Below are 13,605 nucleotides of genomic sequence, written 5' to 3' on the forward strand. Positions count from 1 at the left end.
CCCGCTCGGCCGACGGCCCCCCGCCCTTCCGGGCGGGGGGCCGTTGCCCTACAGTCACCTGACGCATCGTCAGATATGGCTGGAGGGGACGTACATGCGCCTCGGACTCGCACTCGGCTACTGGGGCCGCGGCCCCGACCGGACCCACCTCGCCCTCGCCGCCGAGGCCGAGGACCTCGGCTACGACTCGGTGTGGACCGCCGAAGCCTGGGGCTCGGACGCCTTCACCCCGCTCACCTGGATCGCGGCGCACACCTCGCGGATCCGCCTCGGCACCGCCATCGCCCAGATGGCCGCCCGCACCCCCACCGCCACCGCCATGCACGCCCTCACCCTGGACCACCTCTCCGGCGGCCGGATGATGCTCGGCCTGGGACTGTCCGGCCCCCAGGTGGTCGAGGGCTGGTACGGGCGCCCCTTCCCCGCGAGCCCGCTCACCGCCACCCGCGAGTACGTGGACGTCGTCCGCCAGGTGCTGCGCCGCGAGGGGCCCGTCGCGCTCGACGGCCGCTTCCACCAGCACCCGTACCGCGGGGAGGACGGCACCGGCATCGGCAAACCGCTGAGGCCCATCACCCACCCGCTGCGCGCGGACCTGCCGCTCCTGCTGGGCGCCGAGGGCCCGAAGAACATCGCCCAGACCACCCGCATCGCGGACGGCTGGCTCCCCCTCTACTGGTCGCCGACCCGCACCGACGTCTACCGGGCCTCGCTGGCCGACCTCCCCGAGGGCTTCATGATCGCCCCGATGGCCCGGGCGAAGGTCTGCGACGACGTCGCCGAGGGGCTGCTGCCGGTCAAGGCGATGCTCGGCTTCTACATCGGCGGGATGGGCCACGCGGCCCGCAACTTCCACGCGGACCTGATGGCGCGGATGGGCTACGAGGAGGAGGCCCGCCGCATCCAGGAGCTGTTCCTCGCCGGGCGCAGGCAGGAGGCGGTCCTCGCGGTCCCGGACGCGTTCGCCGACGAGATCTCGCTGATCGGACCGCGCGAGCGGATCGCCGAACGCCTCGACCTGTGGCGCAAGGGCCCGGTTACCGACCTCCTGCTGACCGCCCCGGACCCCCATACCCTCCGCGTCCTGGCCGAACTCAACAGCCAATGATTCCGATGCGGAAATCAGATGTGACAGGGACTGACCGAAAGTAGATGATGATCGCCGCCGCTCGTTCTCTGCTTGAAGGAACCCCCTGTTGCGTCCCACTCGTACGACCGTCCTGCTGGCCGCGGGTCTGGTCACCCTTCTCGGGGTTCCGGCCGCCGCCGCGGCCGACACCCCGTCCACGCTCTACGTGAACAACTCCTACCTCCCCAACTGCTCCGACGCCGGACCCGGTTCCGAAGACACTCCGTTCTGCACGATCTCGGCGGCCACCAAGGTCGTGCAGCCCGGCCAGACCGTGCGGGTCATCGCGTCCAAGCCGTACGACGAAGCGGTCACCATCGAGCGCTCCGGGGGGCCGGGCAAGCCCATCTCCATCGTCGCCGGGCCGAACGCCGGCAGCCTCGCCCGGGTCAAGAGCCTCAAGGTCCAGGGTGCCTCCCACGTGGTGGTGCGCGGGCTGAGTTCCTCCGGTGGGATCCAGGTCAGCCGTTCCACCGACGTCGAGCTGGACCGGATCACCAGCTCCTCGACGACCGACCCCGCCTCCGTCGTCATCGGATGGGACAGTGCCGACGTGCGCGTGAGCAGGAGCTACCTGCTCTCCCCCGTCCGGATCGAGGGCGGCTCCCGGGGCACCGTGCTGAGCCGCAACCAGATCCGCGGCGGCATCACGGCGGCGGTCGACGCGGTCTGGGGCCCGGGCACCATCGTCACCAACAACACCCTCTACCTCAGCTGTGATGCGGCCGTCTCCTTCCGCAGCGCTTCCACCGGTTCCGGGGCGTTCAACAACCTGATCTTCACCAGCACCCCCAAGTCGTGCGTCAACCCCGGTCCCCGCAGCGGCATCCTCGTGGGACAGGACTCCGCGACCGGCACCCGCGGCGACTACAACCTGCTGGCCGGCTTCCCGGCGGACGGGGTGGTCCCCTACAAGTGGGCCGAGGTCGTCCACACCACCTCGGCGGCGCTCCAGGCCGCGACCGGCCAGGGCGCGCACGACATCCTGACCCCGACGCCCTCGGACGTCGGCCCGTGGGAGCGCTCCCCCACCGTCGACTCCGGCGACCCGACGGCGCCGGGCGTCCTGCCCACCGACTACAGCGGGTACCCCACGACGGACGACCCGCGGGTGCCCAACACGGGCAAGGACGGCGGGTTCATCGACCGCGGCGCCCACGAGTCCCAGGACGAAGTACGCGGCGTCCAGCTGGAGATCGCCCAGAACTGGGCCCCGGTCGGCACCGCCGTCCAGGTGAAGGCCGTGGCGGACAACAACTGGCCCGGAACGCTCACCTACCGCTACGACTTCGGTGACGGGACGGCTCCGCTCGTCACCACGTCGGCCACCGTCGAGCACGTCTACCAGTCGCCCTGCGCGTGCACGGTCCAGGTGAAGGCGATCACCGCCGCGGGGAAGGAGGCCTTCCGCCAGCAGTCGATCAAGGTGACCCCGGCCTCGCCGCTGGCCACGGCCTTCACCGCGCAGCCGTACCTGCCGAGCGCGAGCGACCCGAACCAGCTCGTGACGCCGCTGTCCGTCCAGGTCGACCCGCAGAGCGCCGCCGCCCCGTGGCCGATCGCGCGGATGGACGTGGACTACGGCGACGGCGCGAAGGACACCGGCATCACGCCGGACCCGGTCCAGCACGCCTACAAGCAGCCCGGCACGTACAAGGTGACCGTGACCCTCACGGACATCAAGGGCGCCACCTCCACCGCCGAGCGGACGGTGCAGGTCGCCTACACCCCGGCCGGCTACGTCGCCGTCCTCCCGTCCCGCGTCCTGGACACCCGTACGACCGGCTCCCCCGTCCAGGGCGGCACCGCCACCCCGATCGACGTTCCCGTCCACTACTACAGCTCCGGCCCCCACCACACGGCCGGCGCGTCCGCCGTGGTCCTGAACGTGACCGTCACCGGCGCCACCGAGGACACCCACCTCAGCGTCTGGCCCTCGGGCCAGCCCCGCCCGGTCACCTCGAACGTCAACGTCAAGGCGGGCGGCACCTCCTCCAACACCGTCACCGTGCCCATCGGCGCCGACGGCAAGATCTCCGCGCAGCTCAACTCCGGCAAGGCCGCGCTCATCGTGGACTACGTCGGCCACTACCAGCCGAACACCGGGCAGCGGTTCACCCCGCTCGCTCCGACCCGAGTCGTCGACACCCGCATCACGGACGGCGCCCTGGCCGGCGGACAGACGCGCTCGGTGAAGGTCGCCGGAGTGAACGGGATCCCCGCCGACGCCACCGCCGTCACCTTCAACCTGACCGGCACCGGCTCCACCGAGAACGCCCACGTCATCGCCTACCCGGACCCGACCAGGCGCCCGGCCACCTCGAATCTCAACCTCGAACCCGGCAAGGACAAGTCGAACCAGGCCATCGTTCCCGTCGGCCCCGACGGCACCATCACCCTCTACACCAACACCGGGTCCACCCACCTCGTCCTCGACGCCGTCGGCTACTACGCGAAGGACGGCAAGGGCCTCTTCACCCCCGCAGTCCCACAGCGCCTCGGCGACACCCGTAGCACCGGCAAGCTCACCCCTGGCGCGACGACCACCGTCACCGGGATCCCGACGGGCGCGATCGCCGCGGCGCTGAACGTCACCGCGACGGACTCCACCGGCCCCGGCTTCCTGACCGTGTTCGGGTACGGAAGCATCCGCCCGGGCGTCAGCAGCCTCAACACCCGCCCCGGTGAAACCGTCCCCAACCACGTCACCACCCCCGCGGCGGACGGCCGCGTCGTCATCGGGAACAGCTTCGGCGGCAGCACCCACGTGATCACCGACCTCCTCGGCTACTTCACCGAGGGCTGATCACACACCGAGCACGTCAGGAGCCCCGGCCACCGCGCACACCGCGGCGGCCGGGGCTCCCGGCGCATCAGGGGGCGGGGGTGTCCGCCGGGCTGTCCGCCGCATCCGGCGGGGGCACCGCCGCCAGCAGTTCCCGCAGGTCCAGCGGCATGACGGCGATCTCGATGGTCCCGGCGTCCGCGCCGGCCCCGCCGGTCTCGCCGGCCTCGCCGGTCCCAGCGGGCCCGTACGTGCAGGCCACGATCCGCGATCCGGGGTTGATGGAGATCCCCTCCCTCACGGACGGCGCCCGCACGCCGGTGGCCTGGCCGCCGGGCAGCGGTACGGGCTCACCCCGGCGGGGCACCCAGCGCGCCCCGCCGGGGCCGGTGAACACCCGGCCCATCCGCCAGCGCCCCGCGCCGGCCGGATGCCGGGCCATGCACGGAATCCCGTCCGGGGTCCCGGCGGCGATCCGCTCACGCCGCTCGCGCCGCTTGCGCCGCAGGAAATCGATCATCCGCCCATTCAAACAGCCCGCGGGCCGGCCGGGCGACACTGCCCGACCGGCCCGCGGTGTACGAAGGCCTATCCGCCGCTCAGCTGGGACAGGCTCGGGACCTTGTCGGTCACCGTGGCGCCGGCGCCCTGGCCCGCGCCCTTGACTCCGGTGATGACGTCCTGGAGCGAGTTCAGGTCGGCGTCGCTCGCACCGCCCTTGCGCAGCTTGGTTCCCAGGCCCTTGAGGGACTCGATGCCCGCCGTCAGCGGGGCCACCGCCTTCGACAGCAGCGGGTCGGCCTTGGCGTTGTCCGCCGCGGCCTTCAGCCGGTTGTACGCGAAGGCGCCCGCGAGGCCCGCCTTGACGAGAGCGAACGTACGGCCCTTGGCGCCCTTCTTGAACTTGCCCGCGCGGTACGGCTTGATGATCCACTGGTACGTCGCCCCGGCCGCGAGCCCCGCGTTGGCGACGAAGCGCGCCTTCGCGAACTTCTGCTTCTCCGCAGTGGTACTGGGCGTGGGCTCGGCGAGGGCCGCGACCTCCGCCGCTTCCGCCGCTCGCCACGCTTCGGGCGCCCCCACCTCGGCGGCCGGCGCCGCCGGCACCGACAGGGCCACGTCCTCGCCCCTGCCGCCCCTGCTGCCGGCTTCGCTGCCGCAGGCGGTGGCGCCGGCGAGCAGCGCACCGGACAGGAGCAGGGCGGTGAAGGCACGGCGGAATCGGGTGGTACCGGGTATGGACACGCTGGGTTTCGACACGGTGGCCTCCGGGGAGTGAGGTGTCTCCCGCAGCGTCACCCGGGCCCCGGCGTTGCGCCACTTGGATGACCCATTCGGGTTTGCTTCACACCGACGGGGCAAGACGCGGTGCATGCGCACACACACCGGAGTACACGCCCGAGGAGGCGTTCAGGCCGGCCGGGTCGTCGCCGCGGTGGCGGACGTGCCGGCCTTCACGATCGGCTTGTGGGTCCTGCTCTATTTCCTCGACGCCAACCGGGGCAACGGCCTGGTGGAGTTCATCCACGACGCCGCCACCTGGCTGGCCGGCTGGTCCTACGACCTGTTCACCTTCGACCGCGAATGGGTCCAGGTGGTGGTGGGCTACGGCGTGGCGGCCGTCGCGTACCTCGTCCTGGGCCACCTCGTCGCGGGCCGGCTCTACCGCCGCTGACCGCGGGCCACGTACGGGCAGGCCGCCTCCGAGGCGGCCTGCCCTGCCCGTATCCCCGTCCGTCTCCGGGCGGACTAGGGGCAGCAGTCGGGCTCCAGTCCGGACGGCAGCTCCAGCCCCCCGAACACCGCCCCGGTGGCCTCGTCCCCGCCCAGCGCGGCCACGGCGAGCAGCAGCGACCCGGCCGTCCAGGTCGTCTGCTCGACCGGCCACACCGCCTTGTCCTCGAAGACGTAGCCCGTCCAGTACATGCCGTTGTCCGCGCGCAGGTGCGTGATGGAGCGCAGGATCTCCAGCGCCCGGTCCGACTCGCCCATCGCCCACAGGGCCAGGGCCAGCTCGCAGGACTCCCCGCCCGTCACCCACGGGTTCGGCAGGACACAGCGCACACCGAGCCCGGGGACCACGAACTCGTCCCAGCGCTCCTCGATACGCGCCTTCGCCTCCGCGCCGCCCAGCGCGCCGCCCAACACCGGGTAGTACCAGTCCATCGAGTACCGGGACTTGTCCAGGAACCGCTCCGGGTGGCGCCGGATCGCGTGCCCGAGGGCCCCCGCCGCCAGCTCCCAGTCCGGCTGCGGCTCCTCTCGGTGCTCGGCGATCGCCAGCGCGCACCGCAGCGCCTGGTGGATCGAGGAGGAGCCGGTGAGCAGCGCGTCCGTCACCGCACTGCCGTCGGCCTCCCGCTTCCAGCCGATCTCACCGCCCGGCTGCTGGAGTCCGAGGACGAACTCGGTCGCCGCGAAGACGACGGGCCACATGCGGTCCAGGAACCGGTCGTCGCCGGTGGCCAGGTAGTGGTGCCAGACCCCGACGGCTATGTACGCGACGAAGTTGCTCTCCCGGCTCGCGTCCTGCGGCTCGGCGGTGTCCACCCCGTCCGGCCGGTCCGCGTACGCCGCGTACCAGGAGCCGTCGGCGTTCTGGTGCCGGGCCAGCCAGTCGTACGCCCGCTCCGCTGCCTCGTGCTCGCCCGCCGCGTCCAGGGCCATCGCGGCCTCGGTGTGGTCCCACGGGTCCAGGTGGTGGCCGCGGAACCACGGGATGGCCCCGTCGGAGCGCTGCGCGGCGAGGATGCCGGCCACTGTCCCGGCGGCCTCCTCGGCGGTCAGCACACCGTCCAGGACCAGGCGTTCGGTGCGCCCGGGCGAGCTCACTTCGCCGCGCCGACGGGAAGGTGCGGCTTCGTCGCGTACGCCACGAAGCTCTTGCCGATGACCGGGTTGAGCGCCTGCTCCGCGAGCCGCGTGGCCAGCGGCTTCTTCATGATGTCCCAGACCAGGAGCTTGTGGTACGCCTTCACCGGCAGCGCCTGGTCGTTGTCGACGCCGAACGCGCACTTGAGCCACCAGTACGGCGAGTGCAGCCCGTGGGCGTGGTGGGTGCCGTACGGCTTGAGGCCGGCGGCCTCCATCTTCCCCAGCAGCTCGTCCGCCTTGTAGATGCGGATGTGGCCGCCCTCGACCTCGTGGTACGCGTCGCTGAGCGCCCAGCAGATCTTCTCCGGGCCGTAGCGCGGGACGGTGATGGCGATGCGGCCGCCGGGCTTGAGGACCCGGACCATCTCGGCGAGCACGCCCTTGTCGTCGGGAATGTGCTCCATCACCTCGGAGATGATGACGACGTCGAAGGACTCGTCGGGGAAGGGCAGGGCCAGCGCGTCGCCCTCCATGGCGGTGGCGGTGGCGCCGGCCGGAGCCTCGCCAGCCTCCTTCATGGCGGCGAACCACTTGGCGACCTCGCGGATCTCCTCGCCGTTGCGGTCGACTGCGACCACCTGGGCGCCGCGCCGGTAGCACTCGAAGGCGTGCCGGCCGGCGCCGCAGCCCAGATCGAGCACACGGTCGCCTGCGGCGAGCGGGAACCGGGAGAAATCGACGGTCAGCACGGGGTCCTGCCTTCGCGGTCGCGGGGGTGTTCGGGGGTGGTGTGGAAAAGGCGGAAGGTCACCGCGCGCGGCGGCTGCGGGCGGCCTGCTCGACGGCGGCGCGGTAGTGCGCGGCGGTGCCCTCGGCGGCTCTGGCCCACGTGAACCGGGACAGCACCCGCTCGCGCCCTGCGGCGCCGAGGCGGGCCCGCAGCTGTGCGTCGCCCAGCAGCCGGCCCAGCGCGGCGGCCAGCTCGCCCGCGTCGCCGGGCGGCACCGCGAGGCAGGTCTCGCCGTCCGGGCCCGCGACCTCGGGAATCGCACCGCCGGTGGTGGCCACCAGCGGGGTGCCGGTGGCCATGGCCTCGGCGGCGGGCAGCGAGAAGCCCTCGTACAGCGAGGGCACGCAGGAGACCTGCGCGCTACGCACCAGGTCGACGAGCTCGGCGTCGGTGATGCCCTTGACGAAGCGGACCGCGTCCTGGAGCCCGTACGTCTCGATCGCGCGGGCGACCGGGCCCCGCTCGGCGCGCTTGCCGACGACGACGAGGTGCGCCTCGGGCTGCTCGGTGCGCAGCTTCGCGAGCGCCTCGACGAGGTGTACGAGGCCCTTGAGCGGGACGTCGGCGCTGGAGGTGGTGACGATCCGCCCGGGCACCTCGGCGACGGAGGCGTCGGGCGACCACAGGTCGGTGTCGGCGCCGATGTGGACGACGTGGATGCGCTCGTCGCGCACGCCCAGGTGCTCGGCGATCTCCTGCTTGGAGGAGCCGGAGACGGTCAGCACGGAGGGCAGCCGGCGGGCGACGCGCCCCTGCATGCGCGTGAAGCCGTACCAGCGCCGCACGGAGGCCCGCTTGCGGCGGTCCTTGGCGGCGGCCAGGTCCAGCTTGCGGTCGACGGTGATGGGGTGGTGGATGGTGGTGACCAGCGGGGCGCCGAGGTCGGCGAGCAGTCCGTAGCCGAGCGTCTGGTTGTCGTGGATGACGTCGAACTCGCCGGCGCGGGCGGCGAGATGGCGCCGGGCCCGGAGCGAGAAGGTCAGCGGCTCGGGGAATCCGCCGGTCCACATGGTGGCGACCTCTACCGCGTCGATCCAGTCCCGGTACTCGTCGCGCTTCGGCGTGCGGAAGGGGTCGGGGTGCCGGTACAGGTCCAGGCTCGGCAGTTCGGTGAGCGTGGCGCCGGTGTCGAGGACCGGGTACGGCTGCGCGCCGATGACCTCGACGGAGTGCCCCAGCCTCACGAGCTCCCGCGAGAGGTGCCGGACGTAGACGCCCTGGCCGCCGCAGAACGGGTTCCCCTTATAGGTGAGGAGTGCGATGCGCAACGGGCGGTCGCCGTCGGTGGCGGAACCCACGAAAGGGCTCGTCACCATGGCCTCAGCGGTCACTCTCGGCCCCCTTCTCCCTGCACTTTCGCCGGAGCGTAACCGCTCGCATAATGTAGAACAAGTTTCAGACTTGATCCGTCGAAGACCATTGAATCTACCGGCCGGAAACCACACCGTAAGAGGCGGAGCAGGTGATTCGCGCCACGGCTCGGACGCCTGAGATGCTGGCTGCCGATCACGACGCGAACAGCCCGGAATTCAGCACCGCAACGACACGGAACGCCATGGAACGGGACAGATGACAGCGGACGCGAAAGCCGTCGCCATGACGGCGTCCCCTCCCCTGACGGAGCGCCAGGAGGCGCGCCGCCGCCGAATCCTGCACGCCAGCGCGCAGCTGGCCAGCCGGGGCGGCTTCGACGCCGTCCAGATGCGGGAGGTCGCGGAGGCGGCCGGGGTCGCGCTGGGCACCCTGTACCGGTACTTCCCGTCGAAGGTGCACCTGCTCGTCGCCACCATGCAGGACCAGCTCCAGCACATGCACACGACGCTCCGCAAACGGCCCCCGGCGGGCGAGGACCCGGCGGCCCGGGTCGCGGAGACGCTGATGCGGGCCTTCCGCGCCCTGCAGCGGGAACCGCACCTCGCCGACGCGATGGTCCGCGCACTGACGTTCGCGGACCGCAGCGTGAGCCCCGAGGTGGACACGGTGTCCCGGCTGACCACGGCGATCATCCTGGACGCGATGGGCCTGGACGCCCCGCCGACGGCGGAGCAGCTCTCGGCGGTCCGGGTGATCGAGCACACCTGGCACTCGGCGCTGATCACCTGGCTCTCGGGCCGCGCCTCGATCGCCCAGGTCAAGATCGACATCGAAACGGTCTGCCGCCTGATCACACTGACGGCACCGACCAAGGATTCGGCCTGAACGAAGCGGCGGGGAAGGGGCGGGGCGGGGGCTTCGGGGGCGGGGTCCGCGTGCTCGGGGTCGGAGAGGTCGGCCGGGGCGTCGGGGTCGGGGCCCCCTCATTGGGGTCGGGCGAGCCGGTCGGGGTGTCGGGGGCGGGTCTGCGTGCTCGGGGTCGGGAGAGGCGGGTCGGGACTTCGGGGTCGGTGTCCCGGTCGGCCGGGGTGTCGGGGGCGGGGTCTGCCGGCTCGGGTCGGAGAGGTCGACCGGGATGCCCGGGGTCGGGCCCCTGTCGTTCGGGGTCGGTGGTGTGTCCGGGGGCGTCCCGTCAGTCCACTGTCCTTCCGTGTCGGGTCGGTCCGTCAAGGGCGCTCACTTCGTTCGCGTCGCTTCGCGATGGCCTTCGGCCACCCTTGACCGACCGCCCCGCCCCGGAATGCCATAAGACTGCCGGGAAGCCCCCGAAGGAATGGCCGGGAGGTTTACCGACCAGGAGCGGCCGAGTCAGAGACCTTGACCGGCGTCCCCTGTCCATCCGCACCCCACTCCCGGGGACCACCGAGCCCGGCCGGTGACGGGGGCGCGGGGAGAGCCAACCCGCACCGGACAGTGATGAGATGACGATGTAGGCCCCAGGACGCGGCGGATCGCTACGCGCTTCTCCCGGCTTGGCGTCCGACGACCGCCTGGGGCTGGACATAGGCCGCCCACGACCGGCACGGAGGCCCCTTGGCCTGCGACAGCAGGCGGTTTATCCCTTTTGGCAGCCAATCGGGACCCACAAGCGGCCTTGCCGGAGTGGGAGGTCGAGAAATCCGGCATCACACTCCCTCACACCCCCTTTTCGCCCCCTCTCGCCCTCTTTTCGGGCCCTCTCGCCATTCTTTTCGGCCCAAAGAGCGTCCAGACAGCCCGCAGACGCCCGAAAACCTGGCCACGGACGTCCTCTGGCGGCCCCCAACGACGTGCAGACGCCGGAAGACCGCCCACCTGCGCCGCGTGGGCGGCTTATGTCCAGCCCCGGACGGTCGCCGGACGCTATACCCAGAGAAGTGCGTAGCGATCCGCCGCGAACTGGGGCCCCATCGTCATCTCATCGCCGTCTGGTGCAGGTTGGCCCTCCCCGCGCCCCCGTCACCGGCCGGGCTTGGTGGTTCTGGTGGGCGGGGTGCGGATGGACAGGGGGCGCCGGCCGGCATCGCTGAGGGGCGCCTATCGGAACGTGAACCTCCCGGCCATTCCTTCGGGGGCTTCCCGGCAGTCTTATGGCATTCCGGGGCGGGGCGGTCAGTCAAGGGTGGCCGAAGGCCATCGCGAAGCGACGCGAACGAAGTGAGCGCCCTTGACGGACCGACCCGACACGGAAGGACAGTGGACTGACGGGACGCCCCCGGACCCTTCACCGACCCCGGCCAGGGACGGTTCCGCCGCTCCCACACCCCCGCCCCGCGGCTCACGCGGGCGTCGACCCCGACGCCTCGTTCTCGCTGAACAGCTCTTCGCAGGCGGCATCGTTGTGGAGGGCCTGGAGGGAGAGGCCGGACTTGGCGTTGACGAGTACCAGCTCCCAGGATCCGTTGGTCATCATCAGACCGTACGGGCGGTCCCGGTGGGCGGTGGTCGTCCAGCCGCGGCCGGCCAGGCCCACGACCACGTCGCGCAGCACCTGCGGGTCGATCCAGTTGCGGCTGTACCAGCCCACCGCGCAGCCGGCCGCGCGGCCGAACTCCTCCTCGCGGTCGGCCTGCGGCACGCCCAGCGCCCCCGCGCCCGAGGCGGTGAGGACGGCCTCGAACTGCGAGTCCACCATCTCCCGCGACGGGTCCGCTCCCGCGGGCGCGGCGGCGGAGGCCGACTGCGCATCCTTGACCCAGCCGTTGCCCGCGTCCTCGCCGACGTCCGAATCACTCAGGCCCGCGGCCACCAGTACCCCGGTCGCCGCGACCAGCCCGACCGCCCACTTGGTCCTGCTCATGTCGTTCCCCCTGCGATCCCCCGCGAGGACCCCGGGCAGGATCGCCCGGTGGCCTCGCAGGAGTGTCGCACTCCGCCGTGCGCGGCTCCGAGCAGGGAAGAGAAGGGAAGGGCAGAGCACGGAAGGTCAGGGCAGGGGCTATTCCTCCGGCGGGAACACCGCCTCCCCCGTTCCCGCCAGCGTGATCAGGATCGCCTCCACCGGGCAGCCCTCCGCCGCCGTCAGGATCGGCTCGTTCGCGTCCGTCTCCGGATTCCGCGGATGCGACTGGCGCGCCGAGTCCAGCGCGAAGCCCTCCGGCGCGTGGTTCACGCACATCCCCGAGCCGATGCAGACCCCCCGGTCCACCTCCACCACCCAGCGGTCACCCATGGCGCTCACGCACCCGCCGTGTAGCCCGCCGGCAGGTGGATCATCTTGTGCTCCAGGTACTCGCTCAGCCCCTCGGGCCCGAACTCCCTGCCCACACCGCTGTTCTTGTAGCCGCCGAACGGCCCCAGCATGTCCAGGCTGAAGGTGTTCACGTTGAAGGTGCCCGTCCGCACCTGCCGGGCGAAGTCGATGCCGTGCTCGACGTCCCCCGTCCAGACGCTGCCGCTCAGGCCGAACTCCGAGTCGTTGGCGACCCGTACCGCCTCCGCCTCGTCCCCGTACGGGATCAGACAGACGACCGGTCCGAAGATCTCCTCGCGGGCGATCCGCATCGAGTTGTCCACGTCCCCGAAGAGCGTCGGCTCCACGTACCAGCCCCGCTCCAGCCCCGCCGGGCGGCCGCCGCCCGCCAGGACCTTCGCGCCCTCCTCCTGCCCGATCCGGATGTAGTCCAGCGACCGCTGCTGCTGCCGCCGGGCCACCAGCGGCCCGAGCTGCGTCGCCGGGTCCAGCGGGTCGCCGACCACCAGCGCGCCGGCCGCGGCCGCGAGCGCCTCGGCGACCTCCTCGTACCGGCTGCGCGGCGCGAGCACCCGGGTCTGGGCCACACAGGCCTGCCCGTTGTTCATCCAGGCCGCCGGGACGATCCCGGCGATGGTCGATTCGAGGTCGGCGTCCGGCAGGATCACGGCGGCGGACTTGCCGCCGAGTTCGAGCGTGACCCGGGTCAGGTTGCGGGCGGCGACCTCCATCACGCGCTTGCCGGCCGCGACCGACCCGGTGAAGGCCACCTTGTCGACGCCGGGGTGGCCGACCAGGTACTCGCTGACCTCCCGGTCGGCGGGCAGGATCGACAGGACGCCCTCCGGCAGCCCGGCCTCGCGGGCGATGTCGGCGAGGATGTACGAGTCCAGCGGCGACTCGGGAGACGGCTTCAGGATCACCGTCGACCCCGTCAGCAGCGCGGGCGCGAGCTTCGCGGCGGCCACGAACTGCGGCACGTTCCACGGGATGACGGCCGCGACCACGCCCACCGGCTCCCGGCGCACCAGGATCGGCCCGAGCGCCCCCTGGCGGTGCTCCTCGTACGGGTAGGCGCGCGCCACCTGGATCGCGGCGTCGTAGACCATCATCGGGCCGAGCGCCTGCGCGAGGACGCTCCAGGAGTACGGGGACCCGTTCTGGGAGCTGATCGACCGGGCGATCTCCTCGTGCCGGACGGCGATCGCGTCCTTGATCCGGGTGACGACGGCGATCCGCTCGTCCAGGGACATCCGGGGCCAGGGCCCCTCGTCGAAGGCCTTGCGCGCGACCGCGACGGCGCGGTCCACGTCCGCGCGGGAGGCGTGCGGGACGCTGCCGATGACCTGCTCGGTGTGGGGGGAGACGATCTCGATCGTGTCGGTGCCCAGCGGATCCGTCCACTCCCCGCCGATGAACAGGTGTCCGTGTTCCACGAGCTCGGTCATGGCTGCTGCCTCCTGCGGCTTGGCGTTCCCGAACTGATACCAGTTCTAGTTCCAGGAGTCCACGGTCAGGACGGAACAGCCCGGAAGATCCAA

The 13,605-nt window shown here is 72.0% G+C and carries 12 protein-coding genes; 4 read left to right on the top strand and 8 right to left on the bottom strand.

The window, feature by feature from the left end; translation table 11 throughout:
* The first annotated feature begins 94 nt into the window (after positions 1-94).
* Both ACIQU4_RS15900 and ACIQU4_RS15905 read left to right on the top strand, forming a co-directional pair.
* On the top strand, positions 95-1,108 hold the full coding sequence (locus ACIQU4_RS15900) for an LLM class F420-dependent oxidoreductase (RefSeq protein ID WP_403730227.1): 1,014 nt from the start codon (positions 95-97) through the stop codon (positions 1,106-1,108).
* An 88-nt stretch (positions 1,109-1,196) separates the two neighbouring features.
* Positions 1,197-3,935 carry a PKD domain-containing protein gene (locus tag ACIQU4_RS15905; RefSeq protein ID WP_403730230.1) on the top strand — a complete coding sequence of 913 codons (2,739 nt, stop codon included), beginning with the start codon at positions 1,197-1,199 and terminating at the stop codon, positions 3,933-3,935.
* A 67-nt stretch (positions 3,936-4,002) separates the two neighbouring features.
* Here the strand turns inward: ACIQU4_RS15905 and ACIQU4_RS15910 are convergent, their stop codons facing one another.
* Together ACIQU4_RS15910 and ACIQU4_RS15915 are read right to left on the bottom strand one after the other, a co-directional pair.
* Positions 4,003-4,434: a hypothetical protein gene (locus ACIQU4_RS15910; protein ID WP_403730233.1), complete on the bottom strand. Its 432-nt coding sequence runs from the start codon at positions 4,432-4,434 to the stop codon at positions 4,003-4,005.
* Between the two features lie 68 nt (positions 4,435-4,502).
* Positions 4,503-5,153 carry a hypothetical protein gene (locus ACIQU4_RS15915; protein ID WP_403730936.1) on the bottom strand — a complete coding sequence of 217 codons (651 nt, stop codon included), beginning with the start codon at positions 5,151-5,153 and terminating at the stop codon, positions 4,503-4,505.
* 133 nt (positions 5,154-5,286) lie between these two features.
* Between ACIQU4_RS15915 and ACIQU4_RS15920 the strand changes: the two genes are divergently transcribed.
* Complete coding sequence (locus tag ACIQU4_RS15920; RefSeq protein WP_403730236.1) at positions 5,287-5,589, top strand: hypothetical protein; 303 nt, start codon at positions 5,287-5,289, stop codon at positions 5,587-5,589.
* Positions 5,590-5,663: 74 nt separating this feature from the next.
* On the opposite strand, the gene ACIQU4_RS15925 is transcribed toward ACIQU4_RS15920, so the two are convergent.
* Genes ACIQU4_RS15925 through ACIQU4_RS15935 form a run of 3 tightly spaced genes read right to left on the bottom strand, consistent with a single transcriptional unit; the run spans position 5,664 to position 8,849 of the window.
* On the bottom strand, positions 5,664-6,746 hold the full coding sequence (locus ACIQU4_RS15925; protein ID WP_403730239.1) for a prenyltransferase: 1,083 nt from the start codon (positions 6,744-6,746) through the stop codon (positions 5,664-5,666).
* Positions 6,743-7,477, bottom strand: coding sequence for a class I SAM-dependent methyltransferase (locus ACIQU4_RS15930; protein ID WP_053693378.1), 735 nt, complete (start codon positions 7,475-7,477; stop codon positions 6,743-6,745). Before ACIQU4_RS15930 ends, ACIQU4_RS15925 begins: the two co-directional genes overlap by 4 nt.
* Before the next feature lie 58 nt (positions 7,478-7,535).
* Positions 7,536-8,849, bottom strand: a complete 1,314-nt coding sequence (locus ACIQU4_RS15935; protein ID WP_403730242.1) for a glycosyltransferase family 4 protein — start codon at positions 8,847-8,849, stop codon at positions 7,536-7,538.
* Positions 8,850-9,087: 238 nt separating this feature from the next.
* Here ACIQU4_RS15935 and ACIQU4_RS15940 point away from each other — a divergent pair, with 238 nt between their 5' ends.
* Complete coding sequence (locus ACIQU4_RS15940; protein ID WP_403730245.1) at positions 9,088-9,717, top strand: TetR family transcriptional regulator; 630 nt, start codon at positions 9,088-9,090, stop codon at positions 9,715-9,717.
* A gap of 1,432 nt (positions 9,718-11,149) precedes the next feature.
* Here ACIQU4_RS15940 and ACIQU4_RS15945 read toward each other — a convergent pair.
* The 3 genes from ACIQU4_RS15945 to ACIQU4_RS15955 all read right to left on the bottom strand — a co-directional run bounded on the left by ACIQU4_RS15945 (position 11,150) and on the right by ACIQU4_RS15955 (position 13,512).
* On the bottom strand, positions 11,150-11,671 hold the full coding sequence (locus ACIQU4_RS15945) for a hypothetical protein (protein WP_403730248.1): 522 nt from the start codon (positions 11,669-11,671) through the stop codon (positions 11,150-11,152).
* 138 nt (positions 11,672-11,809) lie between these two features.
* Entirely contained in the window at positions 11,810-12,043 is a 234-nt protein-coding gene (locus ACIQU4_RS15950) for a ferredoxin (RefSeq protein WP_403730939.1), read from the bottom strand.
* Positions 12,044-12,048: 5 nt separating this feature from the next.
* On the bottom strand, positions 12,049-13,512 hold the full coding sequence (locus ACIQU4_RS15955) for an aldehyde dehydrogenase (protein WP_403730251.1): 1,464 nt from the start codon (positions 13,510-13,512) through the stop codon (positions 12,049-12,051).
* Between the last annotated feature and the right edge of the window lie 93 nt (positions 13,513-13,605).

The sequence above is a fragment of the Streptomyces sp. NPDC090741 genome (genome assembly GCF_044769045.1).
GTDB lineage: Bacteria > Actinomycetota > Actinomycetes > Streptomycetales > Streptomycetaceae > Streptomyces.

Bases quoted from the DNA above. Each gene is read 5' to 3' on its own strand.
- ACIQU4_RS15900 (WP_403730227.1), top strand. From the start codon at position 95: ATGCGCCTCGGACTCGCACTCGGCTACTGGGGCCGCGGCCCCGACCGG.
- ACIQU4_RS15910 (WP_403730233.1), bottom strand. From the start codon at position 4,434: ATGATCGATTTCCTGCGGCGCAAGCGGCGCGAGCGGCGTGAGCGGATC.
- ACIQU4_RS15920 (WP_403730236.1), top strand. From the start codon at position 5,287: ATGCGCACACACACCGGAGTACACGCCCGAGGAGGCGTTCAGGCCGGC.
- ACIQU4_RS15940 (WP_403730245.1), top strand. From the start codon at position 9,088: ATGACAGCGGACGCGAAAGCCGTCGCCATGACGGCGTCCCCTCCCCTG.
- ACIQU4_RS15945 (WP_403730248.1), bottom strand. From the start codon at position 11,671: ATGAGCAGGACCAAGTGGGCGGTCGGGCTGGTCGCGGCGACCGGGGTA.
- ACIQU4_RS15950 (WP_403730939.1), bottom strand. From the start codon at position 12,043: ATGGGTGACCGCTGGGTGGTGGAGGTGGACCGGGGGGTCTGCATCGGC.
- ACIQU4_RS15955 (WP_403730251.1), bottom strand. From the start codon at position 13,512: ATGACCGAGCTCGTGGAACACGGACACCTGTTCATCGGCGGGGAGTGG.